Annotated in this window: 19 protein-coding genes; 1 reads left to right on the forward strand and 18 read right to left on the reverse strand. The window is 46.1% G+C overall.

Annotation, left to right across the window (positions count from 1 at the left end):
- Positions 1-281: 281 nt before the first annotated feature.
- The 3 genes from K8U60_RS18235 to K8U60_RS18245 all read right to left on the reverse strand — a co-directional run bounded on the left by K8U60_RS18235 (position 282) and on the right by K8U60_RS18245 (position 2,704).
- The gene (locus K8U60_RS18235) at positions 282-644 is read right to left on the reverse strand and encodes a YolD-like family protein (RefSeq protein WP_223643393.1); all 363 of its coding nucleotides are present in this window, start codon (positions 642-644) and stop codon (positions 282-284) included.
- Positions 645-765: 121 nt separating this feature from the next.
- A complete protein-coding gene (locus K8U60_RS18240; RefSeq protein WP_223643395.1) occupies positions 766-1,017 on the reverse strand; it encodes a DUF3006 domain-containing protein in 252 nt (83 codons plus the stop codon).
- Complete coding sequence (locus K8U60_RS18245; RefSeq protein WP_223643397.1) at positions 1,004-2,704, reverse strand: S-layer homology domain-containing protein; 1,701 nt, start codon at positions 2,702-2,704, stop codon at positions 1,004-1,006. Before K8U60_RS18245 ends, K8U60_RS18240 begins: the two co-directional genes overlap by 14 nt.
- Positions 2,705-2,942: 238 nt before the next feature.
- Between K8U60_RS18245 and K8U60_RS18250 the strand changes: the two genes are divergently transcribed.
- A complete protein-coding gene (locus K8U60_RS18250; protein ID WP_223643399.1) occupies positions 2,943-3,284 on the forward strand; it encodes a hypothetical protein in 342 nt (113 codons plus the stop codon).
- Positions 3,285-3,574: 290 nt separating this feature from the next.
- Here K8U60_RS18250 and K8U60_RS18255 read toward each other — a convergent pair whose 3' ends face one another.
- From K8U60_RS18255 to K8U60_RS18325, 15 genes are all read right to left on the reverse strand, one after another.
- A complete protein-coding gene (locus tag K8U60_RS18255) occupies positions 3,575-4,999 on the reverse strand; it encodes an ArdC-like ssDNA-binding domain-containing protein (protein WP_223643401.1) in 1,425 nt (474 codons plus the stop codon).
- Between the two features lie 8 nt (positions 5,000-5,007).
- Positions 5,008-5,943, reverse strand: coding sequence for a DUF3991 domain-containing protein (locus K8U60_RS19125; RefSeq protein WP_223643403.1), 936 nt, complete (start codon positions 5,941-5,943; stop codon positions 5,008-5,010).
- Between the two features lie 33 nt (positions 5,944-5,976).
- The gene (locus K8U60_RS18265) at positions 5,977-6,261 is read right to left on the reverse strand and encodes a hypothetical protein (protein WP_223643405.1); all 285 of its coding nucleotides are present in this window, start codon (positions 6,259-6,261) and stop codon (positions 5,977-5,979) included.
- A gap of 18 nt (positions 6,262-6,279) precedes the next feature.
- Positions 6,280-6,735, reverse strand: a complete 456-nt coding sequence (locus tag K8U60_RS18270; protein ID WP_223643407.1) for a hypothetical protein — start codon at positions 6,733-6,735, stop codon at positions 6,280-6,282.
- 35 nt (positions 6,736-6,770) lie between these two features.
- A complete protein-coding gene (gene mobP2, locus K8U60_RS18275) occupies positions 6,771-7,913 on the reverse strand; it encodes a MobP2 family relaxase (protein WP_223643409.1) in 1,143 nt (380 codons plus the stop codon).
- On the reverse strand, positions 7,903-8,157 hold the full coding sequence (locus K8U60_RS18280; protein WP_223643411.1) for a hypothetical protein: 255 nt from the start codon (positions 8,155-8,157) through the stop codon (positions 7,903-7,905). Before K8U60_RS18280 ends, mobP2 begins: the two co-directional genes overlap by 11 nt.
- Before the next feature lie 220 nt (positions 8,158-8,377).
- Positions 8,378-9,223 (reverse strand): AAA family ATPase, encoded by an 846-nt coding sequence (locus K8U60_RS18285; protein WP_223643413.1) that lies wholly within the window; start codon positions 9,221-9,223, stop codon positions 8,378-8,380.
- On the reverse strand, positions 9,224-9,865 hold the full coding sequence (locus K8U60_RS18290; protein ID WP_223643416.1) for a hypothetical protein: 642 nt from the start codon (positions 9,863-9,865) through the stop codon (positions 9,224-9,226). It lies immediately after the preceding gene.
- 3 nt (positions 9,866-9,868) lie between these two features.
- Complete coding sequence (locus tag K8U60_RS18295; RefSeq protein WP_223643419.1) at positions 9,869-10,984, reverse strand: lysozyme family protein; 1,116 nt, start codon at positions 10,982-10,984, stop codon at positions 9,869-9,871.
- Position 10,985: 1 nt separating this feature from the next.
- On the reverse strand, positions 10,986-12,944 hold the full coding sequence (locus tag K8U60_RS18300; RefSeq protein WP_223643422.1) for a VirB4 family type IV secretion system protein: 1,959 nt from the start codon (positions 12,942-12,944) through the stop codon (positions 10,986-10,988).
- Positions 12,945-12,955: 11 nt separating this feature from the next.
- The gene (locus tag K8U60_RS18305) at positions 12,956-13,585 is read right to left on the reverse strand and encodes a hypothetical protein (RefSeq protein ID WP_223643424.1); all 630 of its coding nucleotides are present in this window, start codon (positions 13,583-13,585) and stop codon (positions 12,956-12,958) included.
- Positions 13,586-13,587: 2 nt separating this feature from the next.
- A complete protein-coding gene (locus K8U60_RS18310) occupies positions 13,588-13,881 on the reverse strand; it encodes a DUF5592 family protein (protein WP_223643426.1) in 294 nt (97 codons plus the stop codon).
- 46 nt (positions 13,882-13,927) lie between these two features.
- Positions 13,928-16,315 carry a pLS20_p028 family conjugation system transmembrane protein gene (locus K8U60_RS18315; protein WP_223643429.1) on the reverse strand — a complete coding sequence of 796 codons (2,388 nt, stop codon included), beginning with the start codon at positions 16,313-16,315 and terminating at the stop codon, positions 13,928-13,930.
- Positions 16,316-16,346: 31 nt separating this feature from the next.
- Positions 16,347-16,745: a hypothetical protein gene (locus K8U60_RS18320; protein ID WP_223643431.1), complete on the reverse strand. Its 399-nt coding sequence runs from the start codon at positions 16,743-16,745 to the stop codon at positions 16,347-16,349.
- Positions 16,746-16,788: 43 nt separating this feature from the next.
- Positions 16,789-17,223 (reverse strand): hypothetical protein, encoded by a 435-nt coding sequence (locus tag K8U60_RS18325; RefSeq protein WP_223643433.1) that lies wholly within the window; start codon positions 17,221-17,223, stop codon positions 16,789-16,791.
- Between the last annotated feature and the right edge of the window lie 14 nt (positions 17,224-17,237).

The raw sequence follows: 17,237 nt of genomic DNA on the forward strand, positions 1-17,237 counted from the left end.
CGACAGGTCGCTTAATACGTAACTATGACTAACTAGATTAATTTCTTTCTAAGGACCTTTCCCCAATGCGCTTCTTCATGTGCAGGGAATTGGTTTGAAAAATACGGTGAATCGAGTCTTTTACTTAACCCTGATGACTTGGGAAACAAACATAATATTCATTAGAAAAATTTAGAACTGGCTGTTTTTTCTTCACTCTAAAAATTGATTAATTGCTCACTAATGACAAGATAACCATTGTTCTCTTGGTTTTACTCGAAGATAACTGACTCTAAATATCTTCAATCAATTAACCAGATACCGATCAGCTCGTTTATCGGCAGCCGGTGCAATCCTTCAGGATCTTCATAAACAATTAATCGGTTCTTTGCGTTTAATTCCCGAATAGTTCCAATGTGATAATGAAACTTCTTCTCCTTCCACGACTTCATCTTTACCTGGCACTTGCATTGTGCGGCCAATACCAGTTCTTCCTGCAACAACTGCAGGTCAGTTTCATCCAAGTCCGGCTTCGCATCGTGCTGATCCTCTTCGTACCAGGCTCGTATCATTTCCACATGCTCGGTCAACATCATTCCCTGCCACTTGATAATCCCGCGGTCCTTAATGTCCCCTACCTGTTTCAAGTGTTTATTCACCTTCATTTTTGACCACCTCCTCATTATTATAAGAACATACGTTCTTATAATACCACTTAAATAGAGCCGGCAATCCTTTTTGGGTAAATAAAAAAGCCCTCTACCGATTAAGGCGGAGGGCTGCTCACTACTGTTTATTCTTTAACTTCTCGATGAGATCTGAAACGTCTTTTTTGCGCGTATCCGTTTCTTCTTGCAACACAGACGCTTCTTTAAAGGAGCCATCCGGATTCCATTCCACGTCGAGAATGTCGCCTTCTTTGGCATAGCTTTCCAGCTTGGAGCGCTCGATCAGCTCCTGGTGGGATTCATTGCCCTTTTCTACTAGAACGGCAAACTCCTCGTCGTATCGATCCAGTGTATATTTACTTGACTTCATGGATTAGCGCTCCTTTAGAATCATAGAGTTTCGCTGGGTCCCCACTGTTCAACCACATGTTGGCCGTGGTCCACTTCAAGTAGTTGCCGCCTGATTTAGCATTCGGTCCACTGGTGACATGAACATTCGCCCCTGCTTTTAGCGTGTAGGTTGGGAACGTGAAGGACTGGTTTCCTTGGACGGAAACGAGCTTCCAGCCAGCCATTGCCACATCGGTCGTTCCAACGTTTTGAATCGAAACGATTTCCGTCGACAAGTCTTTCTTCACGATCTGCAGCTTGCCTGTGGTGCCAGCTGGTGGTGGCGTTGGCGTCGTGGTCGGTGGCGTCCACGCTTTTGCACTTACGCTATGTGCTTGGCCATTTGTTGTTACCGTCACATCACCGGAAACAGCTGTCGAATAGATTTTCGATTTCACATTCGTCAATCGAGATACAACCTCTTCATGGGGATGTCCGTAGGAATTGTCTTTTCCGTACGAAAGAACAGTGCCCATTGGGTAAACCTCATTGATGAAGTTGGCCGATGAACTTGTGTTCGACCCGTGATGTCCGGCTTTCAAATACGTGCTCTTCAAGTCATATTTCGGCAGCATCGTATTTTCGATGGCCACATCCGCATCACCTGTCAACAAAAAGCTGACTTTGCCGTATTTGGCTTTCAAGACAATCGATGCATCGTTGTTGTCGCTTGCTTGTGAGTCCACATTCAGGACTTGAACACCCAGAACACTGTCAAATGGTAGTTTCTGGCCCACTTTCGGCACTTCAAACGCAATGTTCTTGGTATCAATCAACTGAAGCAGTTCATAGTACGTATCCGTCGTATGCACTTTCCCTGAGTCGTAGAACTTGGCTACGGGGAAGCTGTTCAAGACCGAAATCAACCCGCCGATATGATCCGCATCCGGATGCGTAGCAACGACAACATCGAGTTTGGTCACGCCTTTTGATTTCAGGAACGACACGACTTTTGCGCCCTGGGCTTTCGTTCCGCCGTCAATCAGCATGTTTTTGCCGTTGCCGGATTGAATCAGAATAGAATCTCCTTGGCCCACATTAATGAAATGGACCTTCGCTTGCTTGTTCCCGGTCTCTTTCATCACCATAGCGCGAGTTAGGAAGGCTGAGAGCTGTCCTTTGGTGATGGTCTCATTCGGACGGTACGTCCCATCTAAATTCCCTACCGTAATGTTCGCATGGATGATGCGTTTGATATACGGGTAGGCTTTCATAGTTGGGCTGAGGTCTTTAAATGATTTGGTCGATTCGGTCGTTAGGTTAAAGGCACGGGAGATAAAGATGGCCATTTCGCCGCGGTTAACGATTCCTTTTGGCCGGTAGGTCCCGTCTGGGTAACCGGAGATTACACCGGCTTTCACAGCGGAGTTAATGTAGCCGGACGCGGGCGAAGAAGCTGGCACGTCTTTGAATGGCGTATTCGTTGGTGTGCCATTCAATTTGAGGGCTTTGGCTATCATGATTGCCGCAGATTCCCGGGTAATCGGTGTATCCACGCCGTACTTCGAACTGGTTCCCACCACGCCTTTTTCATACAAATAAGCGATGTCATCATAGAATCGGTGATTCACCGGAACGTCGCTGTACGTTGCGGCCTCAGCGTTGTTCATGGGCGCTAATGACAGCAACAGGACAAATGCCAGCATGAACATCATTATTTTTTTCAAATTTTCTCCCCATTTCTTGTAAGATAATTCAATCATAGAGGCGACATGTATGGAAGTCTATACAAATTTATAACTATCTGAGAAATAAAGGGTTTTTTTGTTAAAATTTATTGTTTAGTGTGTATATTCAATTTTTTTATTGACCTTCTTGGAACTTATGATATATTTCAGGTTAACAACAAAGGAACATCGAACTACTTTTGTGTGAATCTAACTATGAGGGATGAGGAGTAATGAGATGGAAAAATTGTTTGAATTACCGAGGAGTATTACAGAACAATTAGAAGACAATATGGAGGTTATTACAACCATTTTCAGTCCTACACTTGCAGGGATTGGGATATTGATTATTGGAGAAGATTATCATGCGGATGCTGATCACGTCGTCGTTCGAATCTACTTATTAGGAAATGAAGAAGCAGAGTGGTTTATCCAGGATGAGTTACAGGCGTTCGCTTTCCATAATTTGTTTAGTGCTAAAAAGTTCATCGGCAACTTGCCTTCGATGTCTGCATTGGATTTAATGCTGGTCATGAGTGGCCATGGTTCGAAGAGTCATCAACCGGTTTTCTTTCAGTAATCTGTAATCAGCGTTCTTCTAGTTCTCGTATTTTCCATCAGCTAATAAACACAAAGCAATATAACTTTTCTTTACTTTTTTCATTAATACAATAAAGCGGGCCGCTATTTACTCTAATTAACCGAGTCACGGCCCTTTCATGTTTAATAGACGATTGAAGTGAACTGTTTTTTAACTTAGACAAGTGAATCCATTCTTTAAGACAAACAATCCAATATCATCTATGTCTTACTCCATTCCATGTGATGTGATTTAAATGAATGATTCCGTTCTGAGGACGCTTTTCATCTTCATCTTTCGATTGTGTTTTTTTTGAAGAGCTGTTTGTCCTTGCCGACTGTGGGAGTATCCTCTTTATAAACTTCTGTCCTCAACCGAGCAGCAAATGATTGGATATAGTCATCGTCTTGCTTCAGCAATTCATCGTGATAGCCAGTTTCTAATGTGGTGAACGTCTCCTTGTCCACCAGCTGCTCCTTCTCTAACTGATGGAGCGGATGAATGTAATCGCCTTTCTCGTATTGAGAGCTGATTACTAGCGTAAGGCCCGTGTCCCTTGGAATGGCCACAGTATAGGCTGTCCGCTCTTGATTGTATTGATCAAAGTCGAGGTTGTTCACTTCCCCGAATGGCTTAAACTGGCTACTAACGCCGTGTATAAACATCGCCGGTTCTTCGTTGGCCAATTCGTTTCCGGAAGAAGCCTCATGCGCTTTTAACGCTTGATTCGTGAGATTATAGGAAAGATCATCCACTTTGCCTTGCTGCAGATCCTGTTCTTTTACCTGGTCAAAATGCGAATCGATTTCGTCAATAAACTCGCTGGCAGTGCTTTGGACTTCCTTCAGCAACCGCTCCTTGTCTTTCAATTCAGTCCCTTGTGTCCAGTTTGCCAAATAGGAAAGCGTGAAGTCTTCTGTATCGATGCCGTACCGATTGGCGACCACATAGGAAACCATTTCCGCCTGAAACTCCTTTTCGTTCGTCGACAGCTCTTTGGACCGTTCCGGCGTGTGCATCTTCGCGTGCGCCAGCTCATGGATCAGCACAGAGACGTTTTCGAATTCCGTATTCCGCGGATTCAACGTGATAATCTTTTCGTGCGGAGCGGCTGCTCCTTTGGCCGTGCCGAGTTCGAATGGTGCCTCGTCGACAATGCTGAAATCCAACTTGTGCGCGACTTTATTCAACGCGGCCATCATTTCCTTGCTGCTTTCCAGGCTGCCGTCCCGGTGGTACTTCCCGAAGATTTCAGAGACGGACAGATTCAATTCACGTGCATTGGTCTGCGTGTATTCGAATACATGACCAATCTTAAAGAACGTTTTTTTCGATGTTTCCAGTTGCTTCTTCTCAATCAGTTCTCGTTCTTGCTTACTGGCGGAGGAGACTGGCACATCAATGCCATCCTTCTTGAAAAAATGGACCGGCGTCGGGACCAATATCTTGATGCCCTTTTCCCCTTTCTGGACAGCCGCTCCTTTGCTTTTCCAAAAATGAAAGGAGCCCACTGCCTGGGCTCCCCTGAACTGCTTATCGATTAACGTCATATTGCGTTGCGAGTAGTTGTGGAAGTTGGCCATGAAGGCCAGGTGTTCCCGCATCGCTTTTTCAGAAACGAAATACGATTCAATCTGCTGATCCATACCGGATGTCAGCTCTTCAATCTCCTTCATCTTCTCTTCCGGGGTTTTCTTTTTCCCTTTGAAGGCCATTCAGTCCATCACCTTTCCATCTCGACCGCTTTTTCTTTGGCAGGAGTTTTCGCTTTCACCAAATCAATGTTCCAGTCTTTATTCTTCGGCTTGTCGACTTCAAGAGTCGTTAGATAATTGGACCAGCGATTTACGAATTGTTCACCGGCTGCATCGTTGTCGACCGCAAAGATGACCTGTTCTACGACCGCCCCACGCTCCTTGCAATCCTTAATCAAATCCCGTATGCCAGCGGTGGCGGATTGGTCTTTAAGGCCGGACATCGACAGCAGGCGGATGTTTTCCGGCCGCTTCAACTCGAAATAACTGAGCGCGTCAATCGGGCTTTCGAATAACGCAATCTTGTTGGGCGAGCCGATGTCCACCCGGAATCCGCCATCTTCTTTGCTGTTGGCCAAGATCTGTTTGAAGGAGCCGCGCTTGTTTGCCATCTTCACCGTGCCTTGCCGATCTCCTCCGACAATCTTGCCGGCAGAATCTTTCCATTTAAAAATTCCGTTCTTTAATTTGTCCTCGGCCAGCAAATCGTTCCGAATCAGCGCAGCGACGATTTTCGGATCCAGCTTCCGCTCGTTGATCAAATACTTCGAAATGTTTTCCTGTCCTTTCACTTCTTGATGGAGCGGATAGTCAAATTCCTGTGCGGTATGCCGCTCTGCTTCTCGCGAGAAGGTCTTCGAATGATCTTGTGCATTGACGTCCCGGACGGCATCCTGGAAAGTCAGCTCGTAATACTCTCGGGCGAAACTGATGGCGCCGTATCCGCCCTTGCTTCGGCTGTTCCAGTACCAATGCCCGGTGTCTTTGATGACAAGGGAATCGTGTTCCGGATGCCGGTAGTAGTGTCCCTGCCGCTCCAAGGTCTCGCCTTTCGCATGCAAATAATCCAGTACATGAACCTCATTGGCTTTTCGAACTTCTTCTTTGTCCACTCGATCACCCACCCCATCCACTCCTTTTGATTACTAGAAAAAAGATTACGCTTCTTCATCGAATTCTTCGGCCGCTCCCAGCAGTTCAGCTAACTCCATTTCCGGAAACGCTTCGCGCACTGCCGACTCTTCCATGTTCAGGATGAGTTCGTTTGTATCGGAATCGACCGGGACCAAGAAGACATTCTCTGTCATCATATGGAGTAGCACTTCGCGATCCGATTCCTTTAGTTCGATTTCAATGTCTTCACCGTTTATCGAAACCAATACATCTGCTTCTCCCACTTCCTTGATTAAACCGAGTGTGTAGTTGTGGCTAAATACGGCCATTGTCATCCGCTCCTTTTTCTATTGATTGTCTTTCCGCTGCTTCTGTTCAGTGATCCGTGACTCAATCAACTCATCGACTTGTTTCAAAAACGGAGGCGTGTTCATATCCGTCGTCATGATGTGGTCGATGTTCTGTAACTGCAGAAGGCCCTGGACCAATTCAATGAGTTTCTGTGTGTTGCGGTCGGTATTGTTGGTGCCTAAACGAATTTTGTTTACTTCTTTTGCCACGCCAGCTTCAATCATTTCTTGCACAGAAGTCGTCACGTTATGAGAGATGGCTTGCGACATTAAATTCATATTTGCTTTTTCAGAAGTAAGTTGTTTGTGCTCTTTAATGATCAGTTCCAATGCGAGTGAAGCACTTTCCAGCGGCAAATTATTGGCGGCTGCGTAATCTTTAAGGTATTGATCGGAGTCCGGTTCAATTCGATAGCGGAACTGTTTTTTATTGTGTGTATAGGGCGCTACCATATTCCCACCTTCTTTCTATTTTTCAGTACGAAGAATCACCTTTCGTATTCCTCCTCCTGCTGCAATTCTTCGTAAGCCTTTTGGTTTTTGCTTGTTTCCCAATCATCCTTGGCAAAACGATTGACCAAATAGATAGCCTTGTTGAGATCGCGCTGAACAATAAACTTGCTCGGCTTCTTGCCGTTTTTTCTAGAAAACTCTTTTTGTTTCCAATCGTAGTCGCTCACTTCTTTGAGGATGGTGTTGCCCATGCGTGTATACAAATCCGTCATTTTCGTTTCACGGTACCGCTCTGAATTGGCTGAGTTCCCATACATGCGTTTATGAATGTCGACTTCTTTCTCCAATTGCTTTTGGAAGTCTTTGAATTCTTCTTTGAAGTTCTTCTCGATGTATAGAGTCGTGAGCTTGTCTATCTCTGGCCAGACTTCTTGAATGGCGTTCATGTTGTAGCGCCACATTCGTTTGTCATCCGGCAGCTGCTTGTGGATCTTTTTAAACTGCCAGACCAACTCGCGGTTCATGACTTGATTCTTCAGACTGAGGAACGGATCGTCACGCTTGGAAGTGATGACTCGCTCTCGGATAAATTCATTGAGCTTTTCATTATGCTTGGAGCGGTCTATTATTTTATTGGCCACTTTCGATTTCATGGAATCAATGGAGCCTTGTTTCCGTTTCCCCCGCTCCTTAAGGTTCTTTGTCTGCACGATGGCGACATGGACATGAATGTTATCCGTGTTGTAATGGATAGCTCCTGTCCAGATGGCTGAATCAATCATGCCTTCCTTCTTCAACATGTCCTGTACGGCGGAGCGAGTGGCATCTTGAATCTGCTTCGTGTCGATGTTTTGTTCATGCAAGACGCCGCTCTCTTTCAGCCATTCATTATCAAAAGAAATGACATCCTGCCACAAAATGCTGCCGCTCGCCTGTGCTTTTTTGAATTCATCTTTGTAGTAATCCTTGTCCTCATCGTTGAGAGTGTCTTTGATCAACGTGAAGAGCCCGGTCGACTTCTCTTGGTTGCTCATGTAGTCCTGGTACTTTTCAAAATCATTCACTTTGTCATGCGTTTCCGCACGATCCATGTAATTCAAGTAGTTGTTAAATGAGGTCCCGCCATTACTACCGGCGATAAATTTTGACTTGATGACAACCGCCGGTCTAGTCGTCATCGATCATCAACTCCTTCAGAATGTCGACCAATCCATCCAGACTGTCGGATGTTTTCTCCAGGAACAGCGTATTGACTTGGAGCTGCTTCTCAAAACTATCGTCCGCATTCGAAATCATTTCCAGCATCGTTGCTTTTTCAATAAACTCTTTTAGGTAAACTTGACGCGACATCTTCTTTTTCTTGGCCCATTCATCAATCTTTTTGACCGCGTGGGGATCTACATCCCGAATGAAAAGATCCATGTCAAAACCTCCTTTGGTAAGTGCATATGTGATTACTGAGATAGTCCAATACCGGGTGGTGGGAAGAGAAAGAGCATAAGGGAAATCTGCTATCACTTTCAGTGCTAGACCAGGCGGAGCCTGGGGTTTGAGTGATATCGCGAAAAAGGGCGATATGCCTCCACGTGGAGGCACGTAAAACACCCATTTGTCTCCACGTGGAGACAGGTGAAAATCACCGTTAAATGTTCAAATCGTATTGTTTTTGTTTCAAGCGTTCCGCTTTTGCGCGAATGTTTTTGGCATCGTCGCTGATCGTTTGTTGGTCCCGCTCGTAGTCTTCAATGCGCTTCTCCAACTGGAAAACATCGTTATTTGTTTCGACCTGTTCATCAACAGTTTGATACAAAAGATCCGACTGCAGTTGTTCAATCTCTGTACGAATCTCCGCAATGACATCGTCCATCATGCGGCTTTTCTCTTCCAGTTCTTCGATGTCCCGCTCCGCTTCCTCGATTAGTTCATCGTTGATTTCAAGCGCATATTCGGTAAAGTTCCGGTCAGGTATCGCTTCTTCTTTGACTACTCGTTGATCCGTGTAGATGGTGGAAATTACTTTGTTTTCTTCTTCATCCGATTCGCCTTCAGCAAACAACTCATCGTAACTCTTTTCGCCTTTATTGAACCGAAGGGCAATCTGGTTGAACTCCTTCGGAACGTCTTTAATGTGAATGATGTAAATATCGCTTTCGTCATAAACGATTTCTATCGGCAGCTCGGCAGACAGTTTTTCTCTGCTGACCGCGGTAAAATCTAACTGGGTCATGTAATCTTCAATGCCGTTTGTCACCAGCGTGACTTCCATCATGTTTTGTTCTTTATCGTATGCCCATTCTTTTATCGTGAATTTTCCATTTGCCCGCAAATCAAATTCTTCGTTCAGTTCGGTCTGGTTGATCGGAATGTCTTCAGCCATAAACAGCTTCGAGGTTCCGAAAAAGCCGAAGCCCAGGATGAACAGAAAAGCTACCGCGATATACAGATTCGACATGTTGAGCTTTAGATTCTTTTTCTTCTTTTTCGACATCTAAATCCCCCCGTATTCATTTTCAAGCGGTTGAATATCAGCGACCTTCAAGAGATTTCCTTCTGCTGTAAACACGAGTTTTGCATACATTTCCTTTTCTTCTGCGTATCCAGAAGCAAGGATTTCTTCGCTGTAGGTGTAATGAACAATGGCTTCATTTTCGCTCCGGCCAGCCGCAAAAACAGTTACCTCTTTGATTTCAACCGCTATTTTCTGCTGTTTTCCATCCATCCCATCGGCAGGATACAACGTTTCATACAGGCTCCCAGTCATATAGTTAAGCGCTAATTTCTTTCGTGTTGTATACGACTCAGGATCACTTTCAAACGCGTATTCAATGAAGCGTTGAGCGGTATTGACGAGTTCATCCGGTTCCGTTCCGGCTTCTGAATCTGTTTGTTTCACTTCTTCGCTCTCATCAGGAGCAGTGACTTCTTTTACGTCCAGTTCTTCCTGGAGTGATGCAATCGTATTCTCTTTTTCTACTAACTCACTTTCGTATTCTGCTTCCGTCTTCTTTGATGTATCGATAGCTCCTCGGTCCGCCGAATCATCTAAAGTGAAGCTATAGACATTAGCGGCCAATGAGATGGCTAGAAGAAAAGAGAGAAGAATGAGCAATGATTTTGTTGTAAATTGCATTCATTAGGCCTCCTTAAATAAGAAAGGAGCGGGATCCATATAGCCGCCCCACATCTGGGTTTTGATTTCAAAGTGTAGATGCGAGCCGAAGGAACGTCCGGTATTGCCGCACATGCCGACTTGATTGCCACCCTCGACCTTTTGGTTTACCTGAACACTGATGCGGCTTAAATGGGCGTAGGTAGAGAATGAATTAGCTGCGTGTTGAACGGTGACGACATTCCCATATCCGCCATACGTGCCGGCATAGACGATGGTGCCATCTTTCACTGTATGGATGGAATCAGCCTCGCTGCAACCCAAGTCGATGCCGTCGTGATGTTCCGGTCCAGCTCCGATGTTCCGCCATCCGTAATTGGAAGTGACGCGCATGGCATTGCTGACAGGAGCGGCCATGTCTCCTGCAATCATTGCTGAACTTCCGGCGCGGGCAGATGGCAGATACTTCAGCACCGCTTCTACATAGCCGATATCTCCGTAACAGGCATTGTGCTGTATCGCTTCCGGACGACTGCATTTATAAAGGCCAGTGTGCGCTAATTTCTGGTACTGCAATTGCGAAAAGGAAATGGCCAGCTCTTTCGTATAGGCACCGCCATTCTTCAATACATAATCGATAAAGCCGCTCCCAAAGTTGTAGCTTTGCAGCGTCAATTTCACATCTTTCTTGGCACTTTTGAAGACAGAAACGAAATGCTCTACGCCGTGGGATATACTTTCGTCTGGATTGGTAATGCAGCCAATTGAACCGCATTTCGATTCACTGGCTTGCATCGGATCGTTTCCTTTCCCGCCAGATTCCTGCATCATCAACGCCAGCAACAATTCGGTCTGTCCTTCCATCTCATACTTGGCAAGCTCACTCGAAATGGCATCTCGGTATTGAGCAACTTCTGGAGAAACGGATGCCGGACCGACGCCGACACCAACTCCAGAAGAGCTGTCATCAGAGTTAGAGAACATGGAGAATAGCCCTGCGGTGAAGATCAAGATAATCAAGATTGCCAGAGCGGAACCGGCAATGATCAGCTTAGCTTGCAAGCCAATCGGATTGTATTTCAATAACGCTAATTTCAAAGCGGTCTTGGCTAGTTGAGCTTTTGAACGTGGCTCCGGCATGTTATGCACCCCCACCAAACATCGCCAGTTCCCGTTTCGATACATCCACGGAAAAGACGATGTTCTGATCACCCGAGATGGAAAGAACGACCTTCCCTGTTTCAAGATGTGGAATGACCCGCGTCTCCGATTCGGTCAGTTGTCCCTTGAATACATTCTGGATGGCCGATAAGGATTGGGCGTCTTGCTGCCCGATGAATTTGTATTGCGTCAAGTCGAACAGTGCTTTGACGTTTTCTGCGTATTCGTTGTTGGAACCGTCCGGCACGAAGTCGGAAATAAGGTGTGAGGCGAAGAAAAGACCGCCGAAATACTTCCGGGCTTCCCGCATGAATTTGTTCAAGTACAGCACCGCGGGTTGGGAAACTTCGCGTGTATTGATGAGGTGATGCGCTTCATCAATCAGGACCAGGAATTTCGATGCATCCTCAAAAGCCAGCTTTCCTTTGTTGTAGGCATTGAACTGCGGCGCTCCCTCTGAAATCATGCTGTCCCACAACATATTGAGAATGCTGAAGATCTGCGCTTGGTAGATTTCCGATTTCAAGTTGGTTAGATTCCGGAGCGGGAACGACACGATTCCTTCATCATCGAAGCTTTCAATGGAAGACGTGCCATCAAAGATGCTGCCGTAGTTGTCGACCAGGTTCGTCAACGACAACTCGATATTCGACAGGCGCAGCTCGCGTTCCCGGGCTAAATTCTCATGCCGGATTTGCTGGTCAAAGTCTTTGTACAATTCCGTCCTTACTAGAAAAAGAAGGTCTGAAAATGTCGGGTACTCCTCCGCTTTGAATTGAGTAATCGGAATGATCTCTTCCGGATCTCTAGACCACAACTTCCGTTCGACATAGAGTTTGCGAAGCAAAATTTCAAACTCCGTACTTTCATTTGCACTTGCCTGCGGGTTGATGAAGTTGTAGAACACGCTCATTTTCGATAAGTGCTGCGTAAAGGATTGTATCTCGTTTGTTGTCCCATCTTCCTCGTGCGTCACTGTCTTGAACACCTGGAGCGGGTTGATGATGCCACGAGATCCGTCCAGGGCAATCTCTTTACCGCCCAATTCTTCCACGATGTTTCTGAATTCGCCGGTTACGTCCAGGATGCGGACTTTGTTTCCTTTGCTCGCTTGGTCCATCACCGTTTTTTTCAATAACGTGGACTTCCCGGAGCCCATTTTCCCGACCATCAACGCGTTATAGGACTTGCGGTTTTTGTCTTTGTGAAAGAGATCAAAGACGACGCTGCCATTAGTTTCGGTGGTCCCGTAATAAGTGCCGTGCTCGTCTGTCAGGCTGGTGTAATGGAACGGATAGCCGCCGGCAACCGACAGGGCTTGAATCTCCTTGCCTTTCCGTTTGTTGATGAATTGCAACTGGTTATCGTAACTGGCAAAAATGCCGGACCACAGATAATCCTGCTCGTTCAACAAGACCGATCCGCGGAAGTTGAGGCTTTCCAGTTCATCCAGTACGTGTCTCACCCGCTGCTCCAGCTCTTCGAATGTCTTGGCTTTTACATAAGCCCGGAGATGGATGCGTTTCATGATTTCCCCTTTGGTGATCTGCTTGTAGACCCCATCGAGCTCTTCGTAACTGGCTCTGGCATCGATACGGTCCACGTTATCCTTCGCCGTTTGGTAGCGGGTATTTTGTTCGGCCATGGATTTGTTGATGGATTCGATAATCTCTTTCTTATCCGCTGTGGCGACATCCAGTGTGACTACGGCATCTTCAATCCGCATTAACTCTTCGAGCCAGAAGTCACCGACCAGGGATTGGTATTTGTAGACATGGATGCAGGACACGTAGCCATCCCCTGTCTTCACGTAACCGCTCTCGAATTTGATGCCGCCCTGCGGTTGGATTTTCGACAGCAGATAAGGGTTGTATCCTTTTTGCGCTTTCACTTCCTCGTCATTCTTCGGTTTCAGTATGGTGCTTAAAAAATTCAGCATGTCGTGTCCTCCTATACGTCGGATAGTGGTTTGGAATTCAAGTTGGCCAACTGGTACAGGATGCTCAGTTTCTTTTCCAGTGATAATTCACGGAGCGGGTTGCTGCGCACCATCAGCTTCCGCGCATGGACTTTGTTCTCCAGCATGGCCTTTTCGTCGTTTGCGTAGATGAACAGAAAAAACTCCCGGTCCGTTCGGTTATTTTCGAGAAACTCCAGGTCCCGCAATTTCTTTTCCAGATGCGGCAGGTAATACGGGTTCTGGTTTCGCCGGATGTCCCGCATGACCTGCCGTTTCGGTATCTCCAGATTGACGGGTGTATTGAGCGGAATCACTTTGACGGAAGGCAAATACGCCTGGAAAAAGTGTGCGAGCGAATAGATATCGTTGTCTTTATCGGTATCGTTTAGTGAATAGATGTCCTTGCTGGTGATTTGAAGAATCTCCATGAATTCGCCGTTCCGCATTTCAAAGAACTCGGAATCGGTGATGTCAACAATTGGTGAAATGTCCGCAAAGGAGGACAGGACTTTCTTCTTTGTACTGTGCGCTTTCCGCTCGGCCGCCATGTCCCGCTCGTCCAGCAAGGCGGTTCTATTTTTGGATGTTGCGCGTTTCGTCGTTTCATCAAATAGAGCCATCTTTATTCCCCCTCCTCGTAGTCAATCGCACTGTACGTATCTTTTTTTCGAACCATGGCATATAGGATGGCTTGATTCATTCGCTTCTGTGGGTTCGTAGTGGGCCGGATAATCAAGAAGAGCCCGAACAGAATCAAAAATCCGGTAAATGGCCAGACCAGCGATGAATGTACGAACGGTAAGGCGATCATTCGGAAAACGATCAATCCGATGATCAGAAACAAATCAAACAGGTATAGCGCTTTGTTAATTTTCAATTCAGTCGTAATTTCATTCGGAATTTGGTAAATTCTCATTGATGCCAACTCCTTTAGGAACGAAAAAAGAGACAACTGCAAGCAGCTATCTCCCTCTCCGGTAATTCTTAATGCGATCCAATGTGTTTGAGCTTTCTTGGTTTAGATTATGCGTTCGCGGTCGCCGTATATCGTTCACGCTGGTTCTGTCGGTCTGTTGTGTATGTTGCTGATGATTCCGGTTGACCGTTGTTTCATTCAAGATGTTTTCGCGAGAAGTACTATCTTGATTAATCGTCCGATTGGATCCGCTGCTTGATGTAGACGAAGCGCCTGAATCAGCAGGCACTTCGGAAGTGAATCCGCTCGCCCCAGAAGCACCGCTCGTATTCGAAGTCACATTATTGGTTCCTTGCGCAGTGTTGTCTTGTGTTTCGTTCACCACGACATTTTCATCGATGGTTTGATCACCGCCGGAGCGGGTGATGGTGGTCGTGTTTTGCTGACGCCCTGAAGGACCGTTGCCGGTTTCATTGCGGCTTTGTCCTCCTGCTGAAGAAGGAGCTGCTGCGTTTCCGACATTTGGACTGGCTGCAGCACGTGGACCTGAAGCGGAACTTCCAACCGAGCTGTCACGAATGGCCGTATTACCTTCCGTCTGTTCGTTGATGCTTTCGACCTCGTGATCCGTGGGGCCGTTTGTCCGTTGTTCCAGCTGTTCATTTTGGACACTGCCTGCAGCGGGAGTCGCCGACAATCTGCCGCCCGGACGGTCTGTATCGTTTGGTGATGGTGCAGAAACGCTTGAGCTAGCTGTTCTCGTACCGATTCCAGAAGTACTAAAATCGTCGTGTTCTATGTCATTTGGTGAAGGGATGCGTCCTCCGGATGTTTCCATGCCTTGTGAGGGCTCCTGAGGCCCTTTTCCGTTGTCCGACAAACTCGCTTTATCTGAATGGGTAATTTCAGGAGCGGCGTCGCCGTTTCCGGATGGTCCGTTCAATTCTGTACTTCCCTTCACATGTCCTTTCGTAAGCTCAAGCCCATCATTCGGAGAAGGAACATCTCCTTTTTTCTCACTGTCTTTCTTTTCATCCATCCCTTCATGGGTGCCTTTATTAGCGACAACTCCCCCAGCTACGGCCGAACCAGTCGCAATTCCACCGGAAGCCACTCCCATTTGGGCTCTTTCTTTTCCTTTTCCGTCGTTAGGTGATGCGGCCTGTTCGGTAGCTGATCCATTCTTTTTTGGACGACCGGCTGCGTTCTTACCTTGGCCGTCCCCCTCTTCAGAGTCACCAGGCCCACGGGAACCACCAGAGCGGTTCATGGTATTCATTACGGCTCCACTGGCACCGGAAATCAATTTGCCGCCGGCATAAGCCCCAGCCAAGACGCCCCAGCCGTTTTTGAGGCCGGCATCAATGCCGAATAACCGTTCCACAATGTTCGGGCCGTCTATAACGGCGACCGAGAAGGCGATTAAGGCAATCAAATACGCCAACCCTTCCAATTCAGCTGCCACATAGGCTGTTCCGATCATGTAAATCTTCATCGAGAGAAAAATCAAGATGATGACAAGAAACGTATTCAAGATAGACTGCATGATTTTCTTTGTTTTTTGTCCGTCATGTATATCGGCCGGAGCCACAAGTAAGGCCAGGATGTAGTTGAACGTTAATTCAAAAGACAGCCTGGCCAGTTTGTATGCGATTGAGAAAAGCGTGAACGCCATGACGGCCAACGTCGTCAGCAATGTAAGCCAGTTGATGTCGTAGCGGTAGTAAAATTCGTTCGTCCAAGGCATCAACGTGCTGTCTTCCAGTTCGACTAATTCTTTTTCGCTCGTTGACCATGTCAATTTATGCGATATAATGTCTTTTCCTTCTGGTGTAATTTCCAACTCTTTTCGTTTCTCATCTAGCTTTTCCGTAATTGACAGGTGACCAATCATGGAAAGCGGTAGCGTATTAGGTGGATTGAGCTCGGGTATTTCCCATCCATTTTTATCAAACTCCAATACATCCGTGAGTTGCCTTGAAATGATGTTGGCAGATAAAGAACCTTCTCCCTCCTCGTACAATTCCGTCGTATTGATGGAGTTGATGGCCTCGTCGGTAAATTCGTTGGCCTTACCCATCCCTTGGGACAAGGCCACAATGATTGCCAGAGCGATAAACAAGTTCAAAGCCATGCCTTCCCGGTCGAATTTCTTTTGCATGATTAGCAAATAACCGGTATACACCAAGCTGAACGCTAAAAGAATGTACAAAAAAGGGCGTATCGTGTCAACGAACGCCGCAATTTCTGGATTCTGAAAGAATTGTTTGACGAGCAACACGTCGTCCGTCACGCTTTCGAGTCCATCCACTATAAAAGCAAGCCCTTTGATAAACACCCACCCCAACCAGCGAACCATATCGCTAACTGCGGTGCCGATGCTTAGAAACTCACCAAATTCCTCAATTTTCTTTACAATTTCCCCGTCTTTCATGTAGCGTCACTCCTTATCAATCCGACGGAAATTATTTATGAAGATTTACGAAATGCTTGGTTTCTTCAGTAAGTCGCATATCTTCATAAGCGGTTACTTCCAAACTTCCCTTTTCCTCATTATTTTCAACATAATATAGCTCATTGAATGTATCAAAGCCATCAAATGGCACTACGGGGCGATTGTCTTGCGCTCCTTTTTCCGATTCATAGACGTTGTACATGCCGATTTCAACTTCTTCACTCTTAGCTACATTCTTTACATACTCCTGGAAGTCTTGATCGTTTTCATTCACGACAAGAATAAATCCGCTCTCCCCTTCTTCCATGAATGCGTTCATGTCTTCGAGATAAATCTGTTTGAAGTATTCCTTTTCACTACAGCCGCTCAACATCAGGACAAGAGCCAGCAGAACACCGATTTTTTTCATAGAACCCACTCCTAGATACAATTTTGATACTGCTTTGATATATTTACCTTAATTTTGCGCTGGTCTCTTCCACTCCGTAACTTATGGAACCAAAAGTCACTACCTCTTTGTTGCGGTAATGTTCTTTGAAGCGTTGAAGAAAGGTGCTTCTATCTAACTTAACATAACAAGCCGGGTTCATCACAGGGTATAAAACCTTTCCGTCATCCAACGTCATGGATTGATAATCTCCTTTGGTTTCATCGTAAAACTCGTACTCGAATATAAATACGTGGTCAAAGTACTCGTTTTCAATCACATCAAACACAATATCTTCTTTCGCTGTTGCGTAATAAGGCGTGAAGTAATCCGATAGTTGCTGAAGGGTTGTGGCTTTTTCCATCGCCTCTTGTCTATTCTTTGCCTCAAATACGTGGTTGGTGCCGACTGATATTTCGAAATCATCACTTTGGTAGACAAAAGAAACAGCATAATTCATTTTGCAACGACCTC

Source organism: Planococcus circulans, from assembly GCF_020023385.1.
GTDB lineage: Bacteria > Bacillota > Bacilli > Bacillales_A > Planococcaceae > Planococcus.